Here is a 16759-nt window from a genome sequence, read left to right as displayed (position 1 = left end):
TCAAAAACTTGTTCTTCACCACTAAAAAAAACAAATGAAAAAAAATATAATCATCTTCAAAGCATTCCACCTTATAGAATAGTCTTTACATCTTAACAGGATTAATATGTGATTGCCCGGATATTCATCGGGATCTGAATCTGTATTTTCTTAAGTCAAAATTTTATTACCATATATATTTATGCAAAGAATAACCACCATTCTCTGCCTGTTACTGGCATGCAATTTTGCTCAGGCATCTACAGGCAATCTTGAAGACAAAATAGCCGATGGAGCTTCCTGGCTAATACTAGTTGTATTGCCAGTTGCCGGAATTTATCTCTTCTGGAAGGTTCATATTTATCCGGAAAAGGTAGCAGAAAAGAAAAATCATCCTCAACTGAACGCTATCAAAAGCATGTGCCTTCTTTCTCTAGTCTTTGGCGGCCTTTTATGGCCGGTTGCCTTAATCTGGGCCAACTATGATTATGGAAATCAAACGACTCCTGAAAAGGAAACAGACAACACAAATTTACCTGAAGAAGAATTTAAACCCATCGAAAATTAAAAGACATGCTGGAATTACTAGTCGCAATATATGCCGGGATTTGCTGGCTTCTCATTAAAAAATTAAAATTGATCCCGTGGACATTTACCACACAGGTAATAGTGTATTCACTGCCTATTTTCGGATCTATCGCCTTGATATTGAGTTTAAATTATTACTGTCCCATTACCTCTGACGTAAAGGTAGGAAACAGAAGTGTGGATATCACCACACAGGTTTTGGGAAAGGTAAAAAAAGTATATGTAAGTACCAACCAGGAAGTAAAAAAGGGAGATACTTTATTTATGCTTGACAGGGAGCCCTATTTACAGGAAATTAAATCACTGGAAGCTAAACTGAGCAGTATGAAAGCCACGGTACATTCTTATGATGCAGACATTTCGGCCTCCAGAAAAAATATTACGGCATTACAGTCACAGCTTGATCTTGCCAACAAAAGAGTATCTCAATATCAGGAGCTTGTACAGGCTGGAGCTGCCAACAAATTTGATCTTGAACAGGCGATAACCAATGTACGTGATCTGCAATCCCGAATCAGTGCTGCACAGTCACAACAGCAGTCTTTGGAAACAAAATCCAATGCTTCTTATGGTGGAGAAAATTCATCAGTGTCTGAGATCCAGGCTAAGCTGGAACAGGCTAAATGGAATCTCTCCCAAACCGTTGTTCTGGCACCTACGGATGGTGTGATTCCGAATGTTCAGCTGAATGAGGGAGCAATTATGGCACCCTTCAAATCTGCATTTGTTCTGATTCAGAAACAGCAGTCAGTCATTGGATTTTTTGCTCAGAATGAGCTTGAAACCGTAAAAAAAGGAGATGAAGTGGAACTTGCACTTAAAACCGAGCCGGGAAAAGTGGTAAAGGCCAAACTTGAATACGTCATCGATGCTACCAGCCAGGGGATCATGAATAATGCAGGAGGAATGCTGGGCGGAAATGGTTCTACAGCCGGACTTCCTGATACGGCAAGACAATTGCCGGAAACCGATGGAAAGCTTATTGCCAAATTTGTACTGGAAGATAATCAGAAACAGCTTACAGTGGGAGCAAGAGGAACTGCGGTTATTTATTCTGATCATATTAAACCTCTTCATCTTATCAGAAAAGTAATGGTGCGTATCAACAGCAAAATCAACTTCCTGATTCCTAAACTTCATTAACATGTATAAAAAGTTAATTTTAGTGAGCATACTTGCTGGATCTTTAAGCTCCTGCATCGGTTATAAAGAAGCTACGAAGGAAAATATAGATCAGCTTAAAGAAAAGAGTGAAATTGCTTCTCATATACAAATTCCTGATGACTGGATTTTTGACAGAAAGGCTGGATCAAAATCAATTTCCTACGACTGGATCAATGATCTTAAAACCTCACAGCTGGAAGCCCTGGTTAAAGAAGGAATGTTATACAATGCAGATCTTATTATTGCCAGAGAGAAGCTTAACCAGATTGAGCTGGCAATGGAAATTGCCGGAAGCGACCTTTATCCAAGCGTAAGTGCTGTAGCCAACACTTCGAATAATCTGGTTAGTGGCAGCCAGGTTCAGCGCCTTGCGTTAAAAGCCAATTGGGAAATTGACCTTTGGGGTAAAAATAAATCTTCACAGATGGCCAGCACCAGCAGCTATTTTTCTGCAAAACATCAGAATACACTGCTGCATCAGTCTATTGCAGGAATGATTGCCAAAGCTTATTTTCTGAATATTGCAGGAAACATTCAGGAAAATAAGATTGAAAGCTATATTCAGAAGACCAAAGACCTGGAAAAGCTCTACATCATTCAAAAGAAAGTTGGAACGGCAAATGCTATTGATGTGTCCAATATTTCTGCTGAAATTATTTCCCTGCAGGGTTATCTTGAAAAGATTAAAAATGCCAATATGCAGTCGAGAAGGTCTCTGGAGCTTCTTACCGGAAAGTATCCGGAGGGAAAACTGGCAACCCAGAATTTCTTTAATTCTGTAAAAAGCAGTATTCCTGAATCTTTTCCTCTGGAACTTCTTGAAAACCGATCAGACATACAGGCAAGTCATTTCCAGATCGAAAAGGCTTTTTATGAAGTACAGGAAGCTAAAGCGGCAAGACTTCCTTCATTAAGTATCAGTTCTTCACTTGGTAGTGCCGGAAGTAATGTGGAATCCATTAATTCTTTATTTTCCAATCCATTAATAAAAGTGGGAGGAGGATTAGTTTCTCCCCTGTTCAACGGTGGAAAGCTTAAAAAGAATGTGGAAGTAAAAAATTCCCAGCAAAAACAGGTTGTTGAAGAATATTCAAAAGCTGTTCTGAATGCACTGAACGAAGTGGAATCATCTTTAGCTAATCTCCGTTCTATTGAAAGACAGATGGCTTATACAACCAACGCTGTCAATGAAGTGAAAAACAATATTTCTCTAACTGAGAAACAAATAAAGGTCGGTACCAGCAACAGTTTTGTACTGATCCGTAAACAAAGGGATCTTTTGAAAAATGAAATGAACCTCATCAATCTGGAACTTCAGTACAGAATAGAGCGTATTAATCTTTATATGGCTTTAGGTGCGGAGAACTTTATTTATTCATAATTTTTATACTTGGAGAGACTGCAGAAATACTCTGCAGTCTTTTTTATAATTTATAAGGCATCAATGAGGCAATTTGTCTCTGAAATATCCATATACCCATGTTCCGGCAATAGCGCTCAGTAAGGTAACAGATACGGCTAAAGCACCTGTTCCGATCTGAGCAAAAAGAGGCCCTGGACAGGCTCCGGTAATGGCCCAGCCAAAACCAAAAATCAATCCACCGTAAATCTGACCTTTATTAAACTTTTTAGGTGCCAGAGTAATAGGTTCCCCATACATTGTTTTTATTTTAAATTTTTTAATCAGCCACACTGAAATCATTCCCACCAATACAGCACTTCCAATAATTCCGTACATATGGAAAGATTGAAGGCGGAACATTTCCTGTATTCTGAACCAGCTGACCACCTCTGCTTTCACGAAAATAATTCCAAAAATAATTCCGGCAGCAAGGTATTTCAGGTTGTGATACCATTGGTGAGTAAGGACACTTTCGTTCACACAAACAGCATCCTGATGACGTATATCCTGTTCTTTTTCTTTGATCATAATGTAATTCTCTTTTTAAAATTATATTTATAGGGAAAGAATGATGGGCAGAACAAAGTTTGCCATTAAAAATCCACCGATCATGAAACAGACTGTTGCCACCAAAGACGGCCACTGCAGGTTGGAAAGTCCCATGATTGCATGACCGCTCGTACATCCGCCCGCATATCTTGTTCCGAAACCAACCAAAAACCCACCCACTACCATCATGATAAATCCTCTAAGGGTCAACAGGCTTTCGAAATTCATCAGTTGTAACGGGACCAGATTGTTGTAAGCTGTAATTCCGTAGCCCGCCAGCTCAGCTTTCAGATTGGGATTCACTGTTATTTCATTAGGGTTCACCAAAAAATGGGCAGCAATCAGTCCTCCGAAGAAAATTCCCAGGACAAAAAACAGATTCCAGGCTTCTTTTTTCCAGTCGTATCTGAAAAAATTCACATTGGCAGGGACACAGGCGGCACAGATATGCCTCAGTGAGGAACTGATTCCAAAGGATTTATTTCCCATAATCAATAAGGCTGGCACGGTAAGCCCGATCAACGGACCTGCAATATACCATGGCCAGGGTTCTTTTATAATCTCCAACATCTTTTTTATTTATTTAAAATTTTAGTCTGACATACAAAATCACTTTTCGGAATATCTGTAGACGCAATGGCTTTAAAACCTCCTTCAATTTCTGAAAAATTCCTGTAGCCTCTTGCCTGAAGGATACTCGCTGCCATTGTACTTCTGTAACCGCTACCACAATGCATGTAGAAATGTTCTGTTGGTTTTATCTTATGAATCCAATCATTGATATAGGCCAGAGGTTTGCTGTAAGCTTCATTAATATGTTCTGCATTGTATTCACTTTCTTTTCTTATATCAATAATTTTCGCTTCTTTTCCTTTGATTTCACTTTCAAACTGTTCTGCAGAGATGCGATTGACAAGGTCTGTTTCCTTTCCGCTTTTTTTCCAGCTTTCAAAACCTCCGTCCAGAAAACCTAAAATATGATCGAATCCTACTCTGCTCAAACGGGTTACCGCTTCTTCTTCATATCCTTTTTCAGTAACCAGTAGAATAGGCTGGCTTACATCAGCAATTAAAGCGCCTACCCACGGGGCAAAATCACCATCCAATCCTATATTGATAGACTGTGGGATAAAACCTTTGGCAAATTCACGGTTGGATCTTACATCTAAAATCAAAGCACCTGAGGCTTCAGCAATTTCCTCAAACTGTTCAGGAGAAAGAGCGTGCAACCCTTTTGAAAGTACTTCATCAAAACTACTGTACCCTTTTTTATTCATCATCACATTCATTCCGAAATAAGCTGGTGGAGGTAAAAGACCATCCGTTACTTCTTTTATAAAGCTCTGTCTGTCCTTTTGATTCAGGGCATAATTGGTTCTTTTTTGATTCCCCAAAGTATCTACTGTTTCTTTCTGCATATTTTTACCGCAGGCTGAACCGGCTCCATGAGCTGGATACACCGTAATATCATTATCTAAAGGCAAAATCTTATTGTATAGACTATCATATAAGAGTCCCGCCAGCTCTTCCTGCGTCATATTGGCTCCTTTCTGTGCGAGATCAGGACGCCCCACATCCCCGAGGAATAAGGTATCACCACTAAAAAGGGCCTTTTCAACACCGTTTTCGTCAATCAACAGAAAGCATGTGCTTTCAAGAGTGTGTCCCGGCGTGTGAAGAACCTTAATTTTAATGTCTCCGATTTCAAATATCTGTTCATCCTCTACAATGATGGCATCAAACTCCGGATGGGCTGTCGGACCATAAACAATCGGAGCTCCCGTTTTATGGCTTAAATCCAGATGTCCGCTTACGAAATCTGCGTGAAAATGGGTTTCAAAGATGTATTTCAATTTTACTCCATCTTCTTTCAGTCTGTTGATATAAGGCTGTGTTTCTCTTAAAGGATCAATAATAGCAGCTTCTCCTGCTGAGGTAATATAGTAAGCACCCTGAGCAAGACATCCTGTATAAATCTGTTCTATTTTCATTGTATTTTATTTTTTATTCTTTATTCTGTTATCTGATACAAATTTCCTGCTTTGCTTTTTCCTGTACAGCTACTTTTGTTACACAAGAAAATTAAAGAAAGACTTCTTTCGTAATGATATAAATACCCATGATCAGGATAAACCACCCAAATGCAGGTTTCAGTTTTTTGCCGTCTATCTTTTTTGATAGTTTTGAGCCCATTATAATTCCTGCAACAGCAATCACCGTAATAGAAACCAGCAGTTTCCATTCTATTTTCACCTGGTTTACTGAAGAGAGGAAACCGATTAAAGAATTGAAAGAAATAATCACTAAGGAAGTTCCTATTGCAGTTTTCATGGGCACTTTTAATAGATTCACTAATGCCGGAATGATCATAAAACCGCCTCCAGCTCCCACCAGTCCCGTTAAAATACCAACTATTGAACCCTGTCCGGCTGCCAGAAAAAAATTATTTTCATCCTGAATGTTTTCTAAAGTTTCTTTTGAGGAATTGCTTTTAATCATTTTATAGGAAGCAAGAATCATCAAACAGGCAAAAACCAGTAATAAAAAAATGTTCCTGGTAATGGTAAAATTGTGTATTTGAAGTATTTCTACAGGAATCAGAGGAAGAATATATTGTCTTGTCAGAAAAATCGAGATTACCGAAGGTATTCCGAACACCAGCGCCATTTTAAAATTGACCAGTCCTTTTTTAAAATACGATGCAGAACCTGCAATACTGCTCATCCCCACTATAAAGAGGGAATATTCTGTTGCCAGAAAAGCATCGATCCCAAAGAGATAAACGAGTACAGGAACCGTGAGAATACTTCCTCCTCCTCCGATTAACCCCAGAGAAATACCTATTAAAACTGCCGCTGTATATCCTATAATTTCCATTTCTATTCAAATAATTCTGATGCAAAAATGGGAATATGAATGAAAGTCTACAGCTACTTTTGTTACATAAGGAGATTTTTAAACACGAATAATTTCACAAAGGACACAAAGAATTTAGAGTAATTCTGCTTCTTTGAGATTGCTTCACCTTTGGTTCGCAATGACTTTAACTACCCCGTCAAAAATTCTTTGAACTTTTGCCACCCTTCCAAGAGAGGGAAATATGAGTATTTTTGATTAAATTGAGAGAGAATTTATGAGTTCAGGGCTTTCAGGAGGGTGATTTTATTTCTGCCTAACATGAGTTTTCCGTCTTCTTCCAGTTGCTTCAAAAGTCTTGACACCACTACTCTTGCGGTTCCCAGCTCATTGGCAAGCTGCTCATGAGTGGTATGAATCGTTTCAGAGCCGGTGAGTTCAGATTTTTTCTGCAATAGGTTGAGAAGTCTTTCGTCTACTTTTTTGAAAGCGATGGCATTGATGATATCTAATAGCTCTTCAAATCTTTTATGATACAGTCTGAAGATATAATCCAGCCATTCCGGATGATCTTTGATGAATAAAGATACTTTGTCTACGGGTAAGAAAAGTATTTCTGCATCCTCTTCTATCTCTGCTTTTACAATGCTTTTTTCATTATGCATACCGCCCAGAAAAGACATGATACAGCTTTCTCCGGCTTTGATGTAGTATAATAAAATTTCACGCCCGTCTTCTTCCGTTCTGATCACTTTCAGCATTCCTTTCATCACAATAGGAATGGAACGGATGGAAGCATTTTCATCTAGAATAATATCTCCTTGATGGTAATTCTTCGTTATACCATATTGATACAGCTTTTCTACCAATTCTGGTGATGATGAGAATTCTGAAGAAAGTATCGTGTCGTTCTGCATTTTTTTATTCTAATTTACGCCAATTTCATCAACAAACAACCATGCTTTGGAATCTGCACCAGGATTTCCTGCTGGAATAATGCCTGCATTTTCAATAGTTACTTTCAGGTATTTCGCGTTCTGCGTTCCTACATTCACTTTGATTTTTCCGCCGGCCTTCTGAATTTCAGGCGTGCCGATCTCTTTAATCAGTTTGAAGTTCTTATTATCATCAGAAACAAAAATCTTTGCAGATTTAGCCAGATGAATCCAGCTTCCTTTGTTTTCAAGGGTATTGAAATACACTTCTGAAAAAGTTGTTTTCTGCCCCAAATCTATTGTTGCCACTACATCTTTTCCCTGAAAGCCCAGCCATGTTTTACCCAGTTGTTTTACATTTCCGATAATACCATCTACTAAGGTGAAAGCACCTCCAAAAGAATAGTTTTCGCTAGGTTGTTGTTCTAAAGTTATCTTTTTTCCGGTAGTCTTTGAAATGGTAAATTGCTGTGTAGACACGGCACTTTTCAACTGCCCCTCTTCAAAATAAGCTGATTTAATGGTTAAAGAATTAGGAATCTCAACTGCCGTCTGATACGTTTTAGAATTGATGGAAGGGTTCGTTCCATCCAGCGTATATCGGATACCGTTTGAATTCTGCGAAGTAGACAGTTCATAAGCAATTCCTTTATTGGAAGGAATTACTTTTCCGGTGATGTTATAAATGCTTCTGGCATAGTTGACCTTCATACCATCCAGAACTTTAAACTGGTTAATCACTCTGTTTTCAAATTCTTTATAGTTTTTAGGATCTGAGGTTCCCCATCCCACTTCAGAAAGTGCCATTAATCTTGGGAAAATCATGTACTGTACCTGCTTAAAATCTAAAATATATTCTGTCCACAGATTCGCCTGAACACCCATGATGTACTTAGCCTGCTCTGCATTCAGTTCGGAAGGAACAGGATTGTAAGCGTATACTTTTTCTAAGGGCGTAAATCCTCCAAAAGCATTAGGTTCAGACTGTGGATCTCCCTGATAATGGTCAAAATAACAGTAGGCACCAGGAGTCATTACGGCAAAGTGTTTTGATTTTGCAGCTTCAATACCTCCATTCACGCCTGTCCAGCTCATCACAGCAGCGTTAGGAGCTAATCCGCCTTCTAAAATCTCGTCCCAGCCTATGATTTTTCGCCCTTTACTGTTAACATATTTTTCAATCCGATGAATAAAGTAGCTCTGTAAGCCGTGTTCATCTTTTAAATTATTTTTCTTAATCAGCTCCTGGCAGTGTGCACATTCCTTCCATCTTGTTTTCGGGCACTCATCACCTCCAATATGAATGTATCGGGAAGGGAATAATTGGATTACCTCATCAAGAACATTTTCAAGAAACGTAAAAGTTTCATCTTTCGGGCAGAAAACATCATCAAAAACGCCCCATTTTGTAGCAGGTTCAAAAGGACCTTTGGTACATGCCAGTTCAGGATATGCAGACAGTGCGGCCAAAGCATGCCCAGGCATTTCAATTTCAGGGACCACAGTAATGTGTCTGTCCTGAGCATATTTCACCACGTCTTTTATTTGTTCCTGTGTATAAAAATAAGGACCGTAAGGTTTTCCATCAAACGTGTTATCCACATAGGCTCCAATCATGGATTCTTTACGTTTTGAACCGATCTGAGTAAGTTTAGGATATTTTTTGATTTCAATCCTCCATCCCTGATCATCCGTTAAATGCCAATGGAAAGTGTTCAGTTTATACATCGCCAGATAATCTATATACTGCTTCACTTCATCTACTGTGAAAAAGTGGCGGCAGACATCCAGGTGCATTCCTCTCCATGCAAATTTCGGCTGGTCTTCGATTTTCATAGCCGGAATATTCTTTCCTTCTTTACACTGTTCAATAAGCTGGATCAAAGTTTGAAGAGCCAGAAAGTATCCTTGTTTAGTGTAAGACTTTATATGTATCTGTTTTGGAGAAATTTCTATGGAGTAATACTCTTTTTTCTGTTCAGAATCTGTTCCTGATGCCTGAGGAATTATAGAATTCGTTAAATGAATCTCACCACCCTTCTTAGCATATTGAAATTCCACCTGAGAACCTATTCTCTTTTTGAAATATTCTGTTTCCTCTTTTGGCAGATCACCACTTAATACGAAAGCTTTTGGTATTGCAAATTCACCCTGTAAAAGTTGAACTTTTTGAGGATAAGGGATTAGATTTAATTTATTTTGGGCAAAAATCATGTTTGAAATCAATACAAAGAGTAATAGAAAAGTCCGTATCATGAGATGGGGTTAAGGTTTGAGCTAAGATAATTATTTTTCAAAACTCTTTGAGCCTTTTTAAAAACAAATTAAATACCCAATTTCAGACTCCTGTAAAATGAATAATTTACAGTTTGCAATCATTCTATATAGATATTATTCTATTAAATATGGGATATTGTGGTTTACTTTTTGATCAATTTAGTCGACTTAAAAAAATTAAAGGTTTAAATTTGTAAAAAAATAAGATGAAAAAAAATATTCTTCTGGCAGCCACTTTATTATTTTCTTTATCAGCTCAGGCACAAATTTTTGATATTATAAAATCTGCTGTTAAAGACAAAACAGGTGTAGATCTTAATGTTCCTGTTAAAAATAATGGTACGGTAACTTCTACTAAGACGACGACTACCACTTCAGGTAATTCATCTGCCAATATTGGAAACCTTACTTCAAGTCAGATTTCTTCAGGATTAAAAGAGGCCTTAAGTATGGGCGTAACGGATGGAGTAAAAAAACTAGCGGTAACGGATGGTTTTTTCAAGAATGAAGCCGTAAAGATTTTAATGCCTGAAAAATTAAGAAAAATTGATACAACACTACGTTCCATCGGAATGGGAAGCCTTGCTGACGAAGGCGTAAAATTGTTAAACAGAGCTGCTGAAGATGCCGTAACAGAAGCTGCACCTATTTTTACAAATGCTATTACTTCTATGACGATTACAGATGCCAAAAACATTTTATTAGGGAGTAATAACGCCGCAACAAGTTATCTTCAGGGAAAAACCCAGACTCAGCTGTTCAATGCCTTTCAACCCAAAGTAAAAGCTTCTTTAGGGAAAGTAGGTGCTGACACCCTTTGGAAAAACCTGATTTCAAAATACAATACGTTTACCGGACAGGCTGTTACTACAGATCTTAACGAATATGTTACTACAGAAACCATTAATGGAGTTTTTAAAATGGTAGCAGATAAGGAAAGCGGAATCAGAAATACACCTGCCATGAGAACTACAAGTATTTTGCAGAAGGTTTTTGGAGCGCAGGATGGGAAATAAATAAGATTAGACTAAATATACAAAAGCTGTTTCATGATGAAGCAGTTTTTTTATGTTTAATTTCTTTTGTCTTGAAACAAAAGAAACAAAAGTTCAAGACCTGGACCTCTCCGCTAAAAATAAGTCCTGTTCTCTAAAAATTCTAAACTTGCGCGAATCATTATTTCTTTATCGGTTCTGATTTTGCCTCGCGCTTCGAACAGGAGAATTTTCTTAACGTTCACAGGACTTATTTTTTTGACGCTGCGAGTTCCAATGTCAGTTTTAGAGTAGTAAATAGAACTATTTGTTTGTGTCTAAATGAAGAAAGGACCGTTTTTTATTGTATTATTTTCTTTTGTCTTAAAACAAAAGAAACAAAAATTCAAGACCTGGATTTCTTCACTAAAAATAAGTCCTGTTCTCTAAAAATTCTAAACTTACGCGAAATAATTATTTCTCTATCGGTTCTGATTTTGCCTCGCGCTTCGGACAAAAGAATTTTCTTAACGTTCACAGGACTTATTTTTTTGACACTGCGAGTTCCGATGTCGTCTTTAAAAAGTTTCGGCCTCACTTTGTGAGGCCGAAACTTTATATTGTTATTCAGAATTAGAACTGCATTTCAGGAATTTCCCCTTCGATGATAAGATCTGCTTCTGTTGCTTTAATAATATCTTCTACTGAAACGCCTGGTGCTCTTTCTACCAGCTTGAATCCTGCCGGAGTTACATCCAGAACGGCTAACTCAGTAACTACTTTTTTCACACAGTTTACCCCTGTTAGAGGTAGTGTACATTTTTTTAGGATTTTGCTTTCTCCTGCCTTGTTTACGTGCATCATGGCTACGATAATATTTTCAGCAGAAGCAACAAGATCCATGGCACCCCCCATTCCTTTCACCATTTTTCCGGGAATTTTCCAGTTGGCAATATCTCCGTTTTCCGAAACTTCCATTGCTCCAAGAATGGTAAGGTCTACTTTCTGACCACGAATCATCCCGAAACTGAAGGCTGAATCAAAAAATGAACCTCCTTCCAGAATAGTAATAGTCTGTTTTCCGGCATTGATGATATCAGCATCTTCTTCTCCTTCGAAAGGAAAAGGCCCCATACCCAATACTCCGTTTTCACTCTGGAATTCTACGGAAATACCTTCCGGAACATAGTTGGCAACCAAAGTAGGAATTCCAATTCCCAGGTTTACATAATAACGATCTTTCAGTTCTTTTGAAATTCTTTTGGCAATTTGTTCTTTTGTAAGCATAATAAAAACTTAGACTGCAATTTAATTATTTTCACTTGAATACAAAAGAGCTTTGTTGTATTCAACAATTAACACTGTTAGTTAAAATAATATCTGTAATTTTGTTCTATTATTTTTTAATAGAATGAAAATACTTTTTAGATATCTAAAACCTTATCAGTGGCTGATAATCATCTCTTTATTTTTGGCTACTGTCAATCAGGTTTTTTCTTTATTTGCTCCGGCGATCACAGGAAATATCCTTGATCAGCTGGTTACCCATCCCAACTTTTTTGATAAAGAAAAGCTATTGCCGAGAAGCCTGAATGAATATTTATACGGAAGTTCTGTATATCATGGGGCTTTTTACTTCTTGGGGCTTCTTATCGGAACTGCAATGGTGAGCAGAATTGCCAAAGCTTTTCAGGATTATGTAGTCAGTGTGATTACTCAAAAGTTTGGAGCGAAAATATTTACAGACGGTTTAAAACACTCTATGGCACTTCCCTACCAGGAATTTGAAGACCAGAGAAGCGGTGAAACGCTGTCTATTTTAACAAAAGTAAGAGAAGATACTGTAAAATTCATCACGAATTTCATTAATATTTTCTTCGGAATTCTCGTCAGTATTATTTTCGTTTCCGTGTATGCGATCCGTTTACACTGGTCTATTATGCCGGTTTATATCTGCGGGATTTTCTTTATTGCCATTGTCACCAATTTATTGAGCAAGAGAATCAAAGTGATCCAGAAAAATATTGTGACTGAAACCACCGCTTTAGCCGGAAGTACCACTGAAAGTCTTAGAAACATTGAAATTGTTAAAAGTTTAGGATTAACCAATCAGGAGGTAATCCGTTTAAATAACAATACGTATAAGATTCTTGGCCTTGAACTGAGAAAGGTAAAAAGCATCCGTTCTTTGAGCTTTATTCAGGGAACAATGGTCAATTTTCTTCAGCAGATGATTACGTTGACTTTATTGTATTTAATTTTTAAGAATATTGTTACACCAGGTCAGTATTTATCTCTAATGTTTTATGGTTTCTTTATTTTCGGGCCAATGCAGGAAATTGGAAACATTATTATTTCTTATCGTGAAGCAGAAGCTTCTCTTCAGAATTTTGACCGTTTGATGAAAAAAGAAGTGGAAGAAAAGCCGCTTCACCCAAAACAAATCGGGGCTATTGAGGAACTGGAATTCAAACATGTTTCATTCAAGCATCAGTCTGCACAGTATAAAGCTTTAAATAACATTTCTTTTGATCTTAAAAACGGTGAGACCATTGCTTTTGTGGGACCGAGCGGTTCCGGAAAAAGTACCCTGGTAAAACTATTGGTTGGATTGTACAGACCTCAGGAAGGGAATATTTTTTACAATGGAATCAATGGAAAGGAATTTGATTTTGATGAGCTGAGAAATCAGATTGGTTTTGTAACACAGGATACCCAGTTATTTGCAGGAACTATTAAAGAAAACCTTCTTTTCGTTAACCCTTCAGCTACTGAAGAAGAACTGGCCGTTGCTTTACAGAAATCAAGCTGTACAGCATTATTGGAAAGAGCAGAAAAAGGAATCGAAACCGTTATCGGAGAAGGCGGTCTGAAACTTAGTGGTGGTGAAAAACAAAGAATTGCCATTGCAAGAGCTCTTTTAAGAAAACCTCATCTTTTGATTTTTGATGAAGCCACTTCTGCTCTGGACAGTATTACCGAAGAAGAAATCACTACGACGATCAAAGATATTTCGAAAGAAAGGGAACAGATCACCGTCCTGATTGCGCATCGTTTAAGTACGATTATGCATGCTGATAAAATTTATGTTCTTGAACGCGGACAGATTGTAGAAACGGGTTCTCACGCCAATCTCATTGACGAAAAAGGGTTGTACTACGCCATGTGGAGACAACAGATCGGAGAAAGAAAAACACTTACTCCCCAGGCATAAAAAAAGCGCTGAATCGATGTTCAGCGCTTTTTGTTTTTATTGTTTTGAAATTATTCTTTAGTTCTTACAGTTCTCTGCTCAATTCTTTTTTCAAATTTTTCTCCCTGGAAAATTCTCTGAACCATGATTCCCGGAATATGAATTTCGTTCGGATCTAATTGTCCCGGTTCTACCAGTTCTTCTACCTCAGCAATGGTAATCTTTGCAGCACCTGCCATTGGGTGGTTGAAGTTTCTTGCAGATCCCTTGAAAATAAGATTTCCTGCATGATCGCCTTTCCATGCTTTTACGATAGAAAAGTCTGCATCGTATGCATGCTCCAGAATATGAGGTTTTCCTTTGAATTCTTTTACCTCTTTACCTTCTGCTACTTCAGTTCCATACCCTGCAGGTGTATAAAATGCCGGAATTCCGGCCTGGGCAGCTCTGCATTTTTCAGCTAAAGTTCCCTGAGGAGTAAGTTCTACATCCAATTCACCTGAAAGCATCTGTCTTTCAAACTCAGCATTTTCTCCTACATAAGAAGAGATCATTTTCTTAATCTGTCTTTTGTGAAGCAGTAATCCTAATCCGAAATCATCTACTCCTGCATTGTTTGAAATACAGGTAAGATCTTTCACATCGCTTTCCACCAAAGCATTGATTGAGTTTTCAGGAATACCACAAAGTCCGAATCCGCCAAGCATCAGTGTCATTCCATCATTAATTCCTTCGATGGCCTCCTTTGCATTTTTTACTCTTTTATCTATCATGAAATATTAGATTTTTCTGTTGGCTAAATTTAATAAATTTTCTTGTATATCCTATGAGTGGAAAGATTACTGAATTTAATACATTTTTAAAAATCGATCTGAAACTTTTAAAAACATCATAATCAAAACATTATATCAAAAACTGAACAAGTCTGTTCATTTTTTATCTTATTTCTCATCAATTTCATCTATATTTGCCCTCTCAAAGCCGGAAATACTGTTTTTCAGTTCCGACGGAAATTTAAACACAACTTTAATGTAGAAATTATTTTATGGCAGATTACTACTGTCCTCATCACTTCTTTTGATCTCTATAAAGGTCTCTTTCAATATCTGCCATCTCACTAATCATATAAAAATATCAAAGCTTACATAAAAACATGAAAAAATTATTTACCTCAGCATTACTTGCACTGATACTCAGCATCAATGTATGCGCACAGGAAAAAACGTATTTCGATGAAAACTGGGAAAAAACTACTCAGGACAATATGGAATATTACCGTGAAACGATTCCTAAAGGAAAGCTTACTCTTATCAAAGATTTCTATAAGGACGGAAAACTTCAAATGGAAGGACTGGCTTCAGACACCACTCCCAACAGTGAGATTTTTGAGGGAAAAGTAACCTGGTATACTGAAGAAGGAAAGGTTCTGAATTTTGCCACCTATTCCAAAGGACAGCAGATTGGCCCGGCACAGACTTATGATATGAATGGCAGGCTGACAGAAGATGTGGTATATAAAGCTGACGGAAGTTTTTCAGGAAAGATGTTCAGTTATAAGGATGCTGAAGATGGAATGGACTTTAATATTCTGGTCGATTACGAAAACTCAACGCCTGTAAAAACAACCGTTTATGATGATGACATTAAAGGGATCAGAAATGAAACCATCATTGATAAAGACAGTAATACCGAAACAAAATATTACGGTGAAAAAGGAAAATATCTGGGCAGCAACACTACCTCCGGTTCGGGTGAAAATATGGTGGTAGATTACTATTCCAGTCCCATGAGGATCTCTAAGATAGAAAAATACAGAAAGGACGGCAGTGTAAAAGAAGGCGTCATTTATAGCAAAAGCGGAAAGATCTTACAGGAACAGAAAATGAATAAAAAAGATGGCTATAAAACCACTTATGATGAGTCGGGGAAAAAAATAGCCCATCTGGTGTACCAATATGATAAGGAAAATGATGTTTATAATCCAATGGACGGGGATGATTATCATCTCGCTTATGAATATTCACAGATTTCCTCTATTGATACTTATGAAAAAGGCTCAAAGGTAACCAGTAAATATTTTGATGAAGACGGAAAGTTATCCTCCGAGCAATTTTTAAAAGATGATCTTATCCAGGAAATTAAATATTATTCCCCGGATGGAAAGCTGAAATCTACATTGACATACAAAGATGGTATCCCTTACAATGGTACTACCTATGAAGGCTTTAATGAAACAGTTTATAAGGAAGGTATTATTGTAAACATCAAAAACTTTTTTGAAGGTGACAATACGAAGCTAAGTTTTGAAAAAAAGCTAAACGCCAAACAAACAGGCTATGATGCAACTGTTTATGACCCGAAAGGCACTATTTTATATACATTTACACAACCGATCAGTGAAGATGGGGAAGATTATTCCTTCACAGCACAAATCACACAGTATGTAAAAGGAAAGCCTGCCAATAAGTCTTCTGTAAAAGCAGGTGTCATTCAAAGTGGAAAAATCAGAATAAAAACATGGGATGGAGCTAAAGAACTTGAACGCAGCGGGAAATGGATCTTGTTAAAGCTTTATAATATGGATGGGAAGCTCATTCAGGAAACTAAAACACTGGCCGATACTCAGGAGGAAAATGCTTCTGCTGAAAACCCGACGCTGATTAGCGAAGATGATCTGCACCATTTATTTGACTAATTACCACAACTATATATCAAAGGCGGTTTCATTTTTTGGAACCGTTTTTTTGTTTAACCACAAACGGGCACAGACTTTCACGGATGATTATGGAAATTTAAACTTTTTTACATCCATAAAAAAGAGGCTATCATTGCTGACAGCCTC

Annotated in this window: 14 protein-coding genes; 6 read left to right on the top strand and 8 right to left on the bottom strand. The window is 37.5% G+C overall.

Going from position 1 to position 16759, the window contains the following annotated elements; translation table 11 throughout:
* Positions 1–181: 181 nt before the first annotated feature.
* From ACLI50_RS09750 to ACLI50_RS09740, 3 genes are read left to right on the top strand one after another with little or no spacing between them, the layout of a single operon-like run.
* Positions 182–547 carry a DUF3302 domain-containing protein gene (locus ACLI50_RS09750; RefSeq protein ID WP_343640336.1) on the top strand — a complete coding sequence of 122 codons (366 nt, stop codon included), beginning with the start codon at positions 182–184 and terminating at the stop codon, positions 545–547.
* Between the two features lie 5 nt (positions 548–552).
* Positions 553–1710, top strand: coding sequence for an HlyD family secretion protein (locus ACLI50_RS09745; RefSeq protein ID WP_202838487.1), 1158 nt, complete (start codon positions 553–555; stop codon positions 1708–1710).
* Between the two features lie 22 nt (positions 1711–1732).
* Positions 1733–3112 carry a TolC family protein gene (locus tag ACLI50_RS09740; RefSeq protein WP_411413651.1) on the top strand — a complete coding sequence of 460 codons (1380 nt, stop codon included), beginning with the start codon at positions 1733–1735 and terminating at the stop codon, positions 3110–3112.
* 60 nt (positions 3113–3172) lie between these two features.
* On the opposite strand, the gene ACLI50_RS09735 is transcribed toward ACLI50_RS09740, so the two are convergent.
* From ACLI50_RS09735 to ACLI50_RS09710, 6 genes are all read right to left on the bottom strand, one after another.
* Positions 3173–3661 (bottom strand): DUF6691 family protein, encoded by a 489-nt coding sequence (locus ACLI50_RS09735; protein ID WP_411413650.1) that lies wholly within the window; start codon positions 3659–3661, stop codon positions 3173–3175.
* A 27-nt stretch (positions 3662–3688) separates the two neighbouring features.
* Positions 3689–4252, bottom strand: coding sequence for a YeeE/YedE family protein (locus tag ACLI50_RS09730; RefSeq protein WP_343640344.1), 564 nt, complete (start codon positions 4250–4252; stop codon positions 3689–3691).
* A 5-nt stretch (positions 4253–4257) separates the two neighbouring features.
* Positions 4258–5673: an MBL fold metallo-hydrolase gene (locus ACLI50_RS09725; protein WP_202838491.1), complete on the bottom strand. Its 1416-nt coding sequence runs from the start codon at positions 5671–5673 to the stop codon at positions 4258–4260.
* 91 nt (positions 5674–5764) lie between these two features.
* The gene (locus ACLI50_RS09720; protein ID WP_202838492.1) at positions 5765–6559 is read right to left on the bottom strand and encodes a sulfite exporter TauE/SafE family protein; all 795 of its coding nucleotides are present in this window, start codon (positions 6557–6559) and stop codon (positions 5765–5767) included.
* Positions 6560–6813: 254 nt separating this feature from the next.
* Positions 6814–7455, bottom strand: a complete 642-nt coding sequence (locus ACLI50_RS09715) for a Crp/Fnr family transcriptional regulator (RefSeq protein ID WP_110009478.1) — start codon at positions 7453–7455, stop codon at positions 6814–6816.
* Positions 7456–7464: 9 nt separating this feature from the next.
* Positions 7465–9729 carry a glycoside hydrolase family 20 protein gene (locus ACLI50_RS09710; RefSeq protein ID WP_411413649.1) on the bottom strand — a complete coding sequence of 755 codons (2265 nt, stop codon included), beginning with the start codon at positions 9727–9729 and terminating at the stop codon, positions 7465–7467.
* A gap of 227 nt (positions 9730–9956) precedes the next feature.
* Here ACLI50_RS09710 and ACLI50_RS09705 point away from each other — a divergent pair, with 227 nt between their 5' ends.
* Positions 9957–10766 (top strand): DUF4197 domain-containing protein, encoded by an 810-nt coding sequence (locus ACLI50_RS09705; RefSeq protein ID WP_411413648.1) that lies wholly within the window; start codon positions 9957–9959, stop codon positions 10764–10766.
* Positions 10767–11357: 591 nt separating this feature from the next.
* On the opposite strand, the gene ACLI50_RS09700 is transcribed toward ACLI50_RS09705, so the two are convergent.
* Complete coding sequence (locus ACLI50_RS09700; RefSeq protein WP_002980639.1) at positions 11358–12011, bottom strand: CoA transferase subunit B; 654 nt, start codon at positions 12009–12011, stop codon at positions 11358–11360.
* A gap of 124 nt (positions 12012–12135) precedes the next feature.
* Here ACLI50_RS09700 and ACLI50_RS09695 point away from each other — a divergent pair, with 124 nt between their 5' ends.
* Entirely contained in the window at positions 12136–13938 is a 1803-nt protein-coding gene (locus ACLI50_RS09695; RefSeq protein ID WP_202838495.1) for an ABC transporter ATP-binding protein, read from the top strand.
* A gap of 50 nt (positions 13939–13988) precedes the next feature.
* On the opposite strand, the gene ACLI50_RS09690 is transcribed toward ACLI50_RS09695, so the two are convergent.
* On the bottom strand, positions 13989–14690 hold the full coding sequence (locus ACLI50_RS09690) for a CoA transferase subunit A (RefSeq protein WP_062671053.1): 702 nt from the start codon (positions 14688–14690) through the stop codon (positions 13989–13991).
* Positions 14691–15070: 380 nt separating this feature from the next.
* Here ACLI50_RS09690 and ACLI50_RS09685 point away from each other — a divergent pair, with 380 nt between their 5' ends.
* Entirely contained in the window at positions 15071–16612 is a 1542-nt protein-coding gene (locus ACLI50_RS09685) for a toxin-antitoxin system YwqK family antitoxin (protein WP_411413647.1), read from the top strand.
* Positions 16613–16759: the final 147 nt, after the last annotated feature.

This window comes from Chryseobacterium cupriresistens (assembly GCF_046614675.1).
GTDB lineage: Bacteria > Bacteroidota > Bacteroidia > Flavobacteriales > Weeksellaceae > Chryseobacterium > Chryseobacterium cupriresistens.
This window is presented reverse-complemented; position numbering and strand designations above follow the sequence as displayed.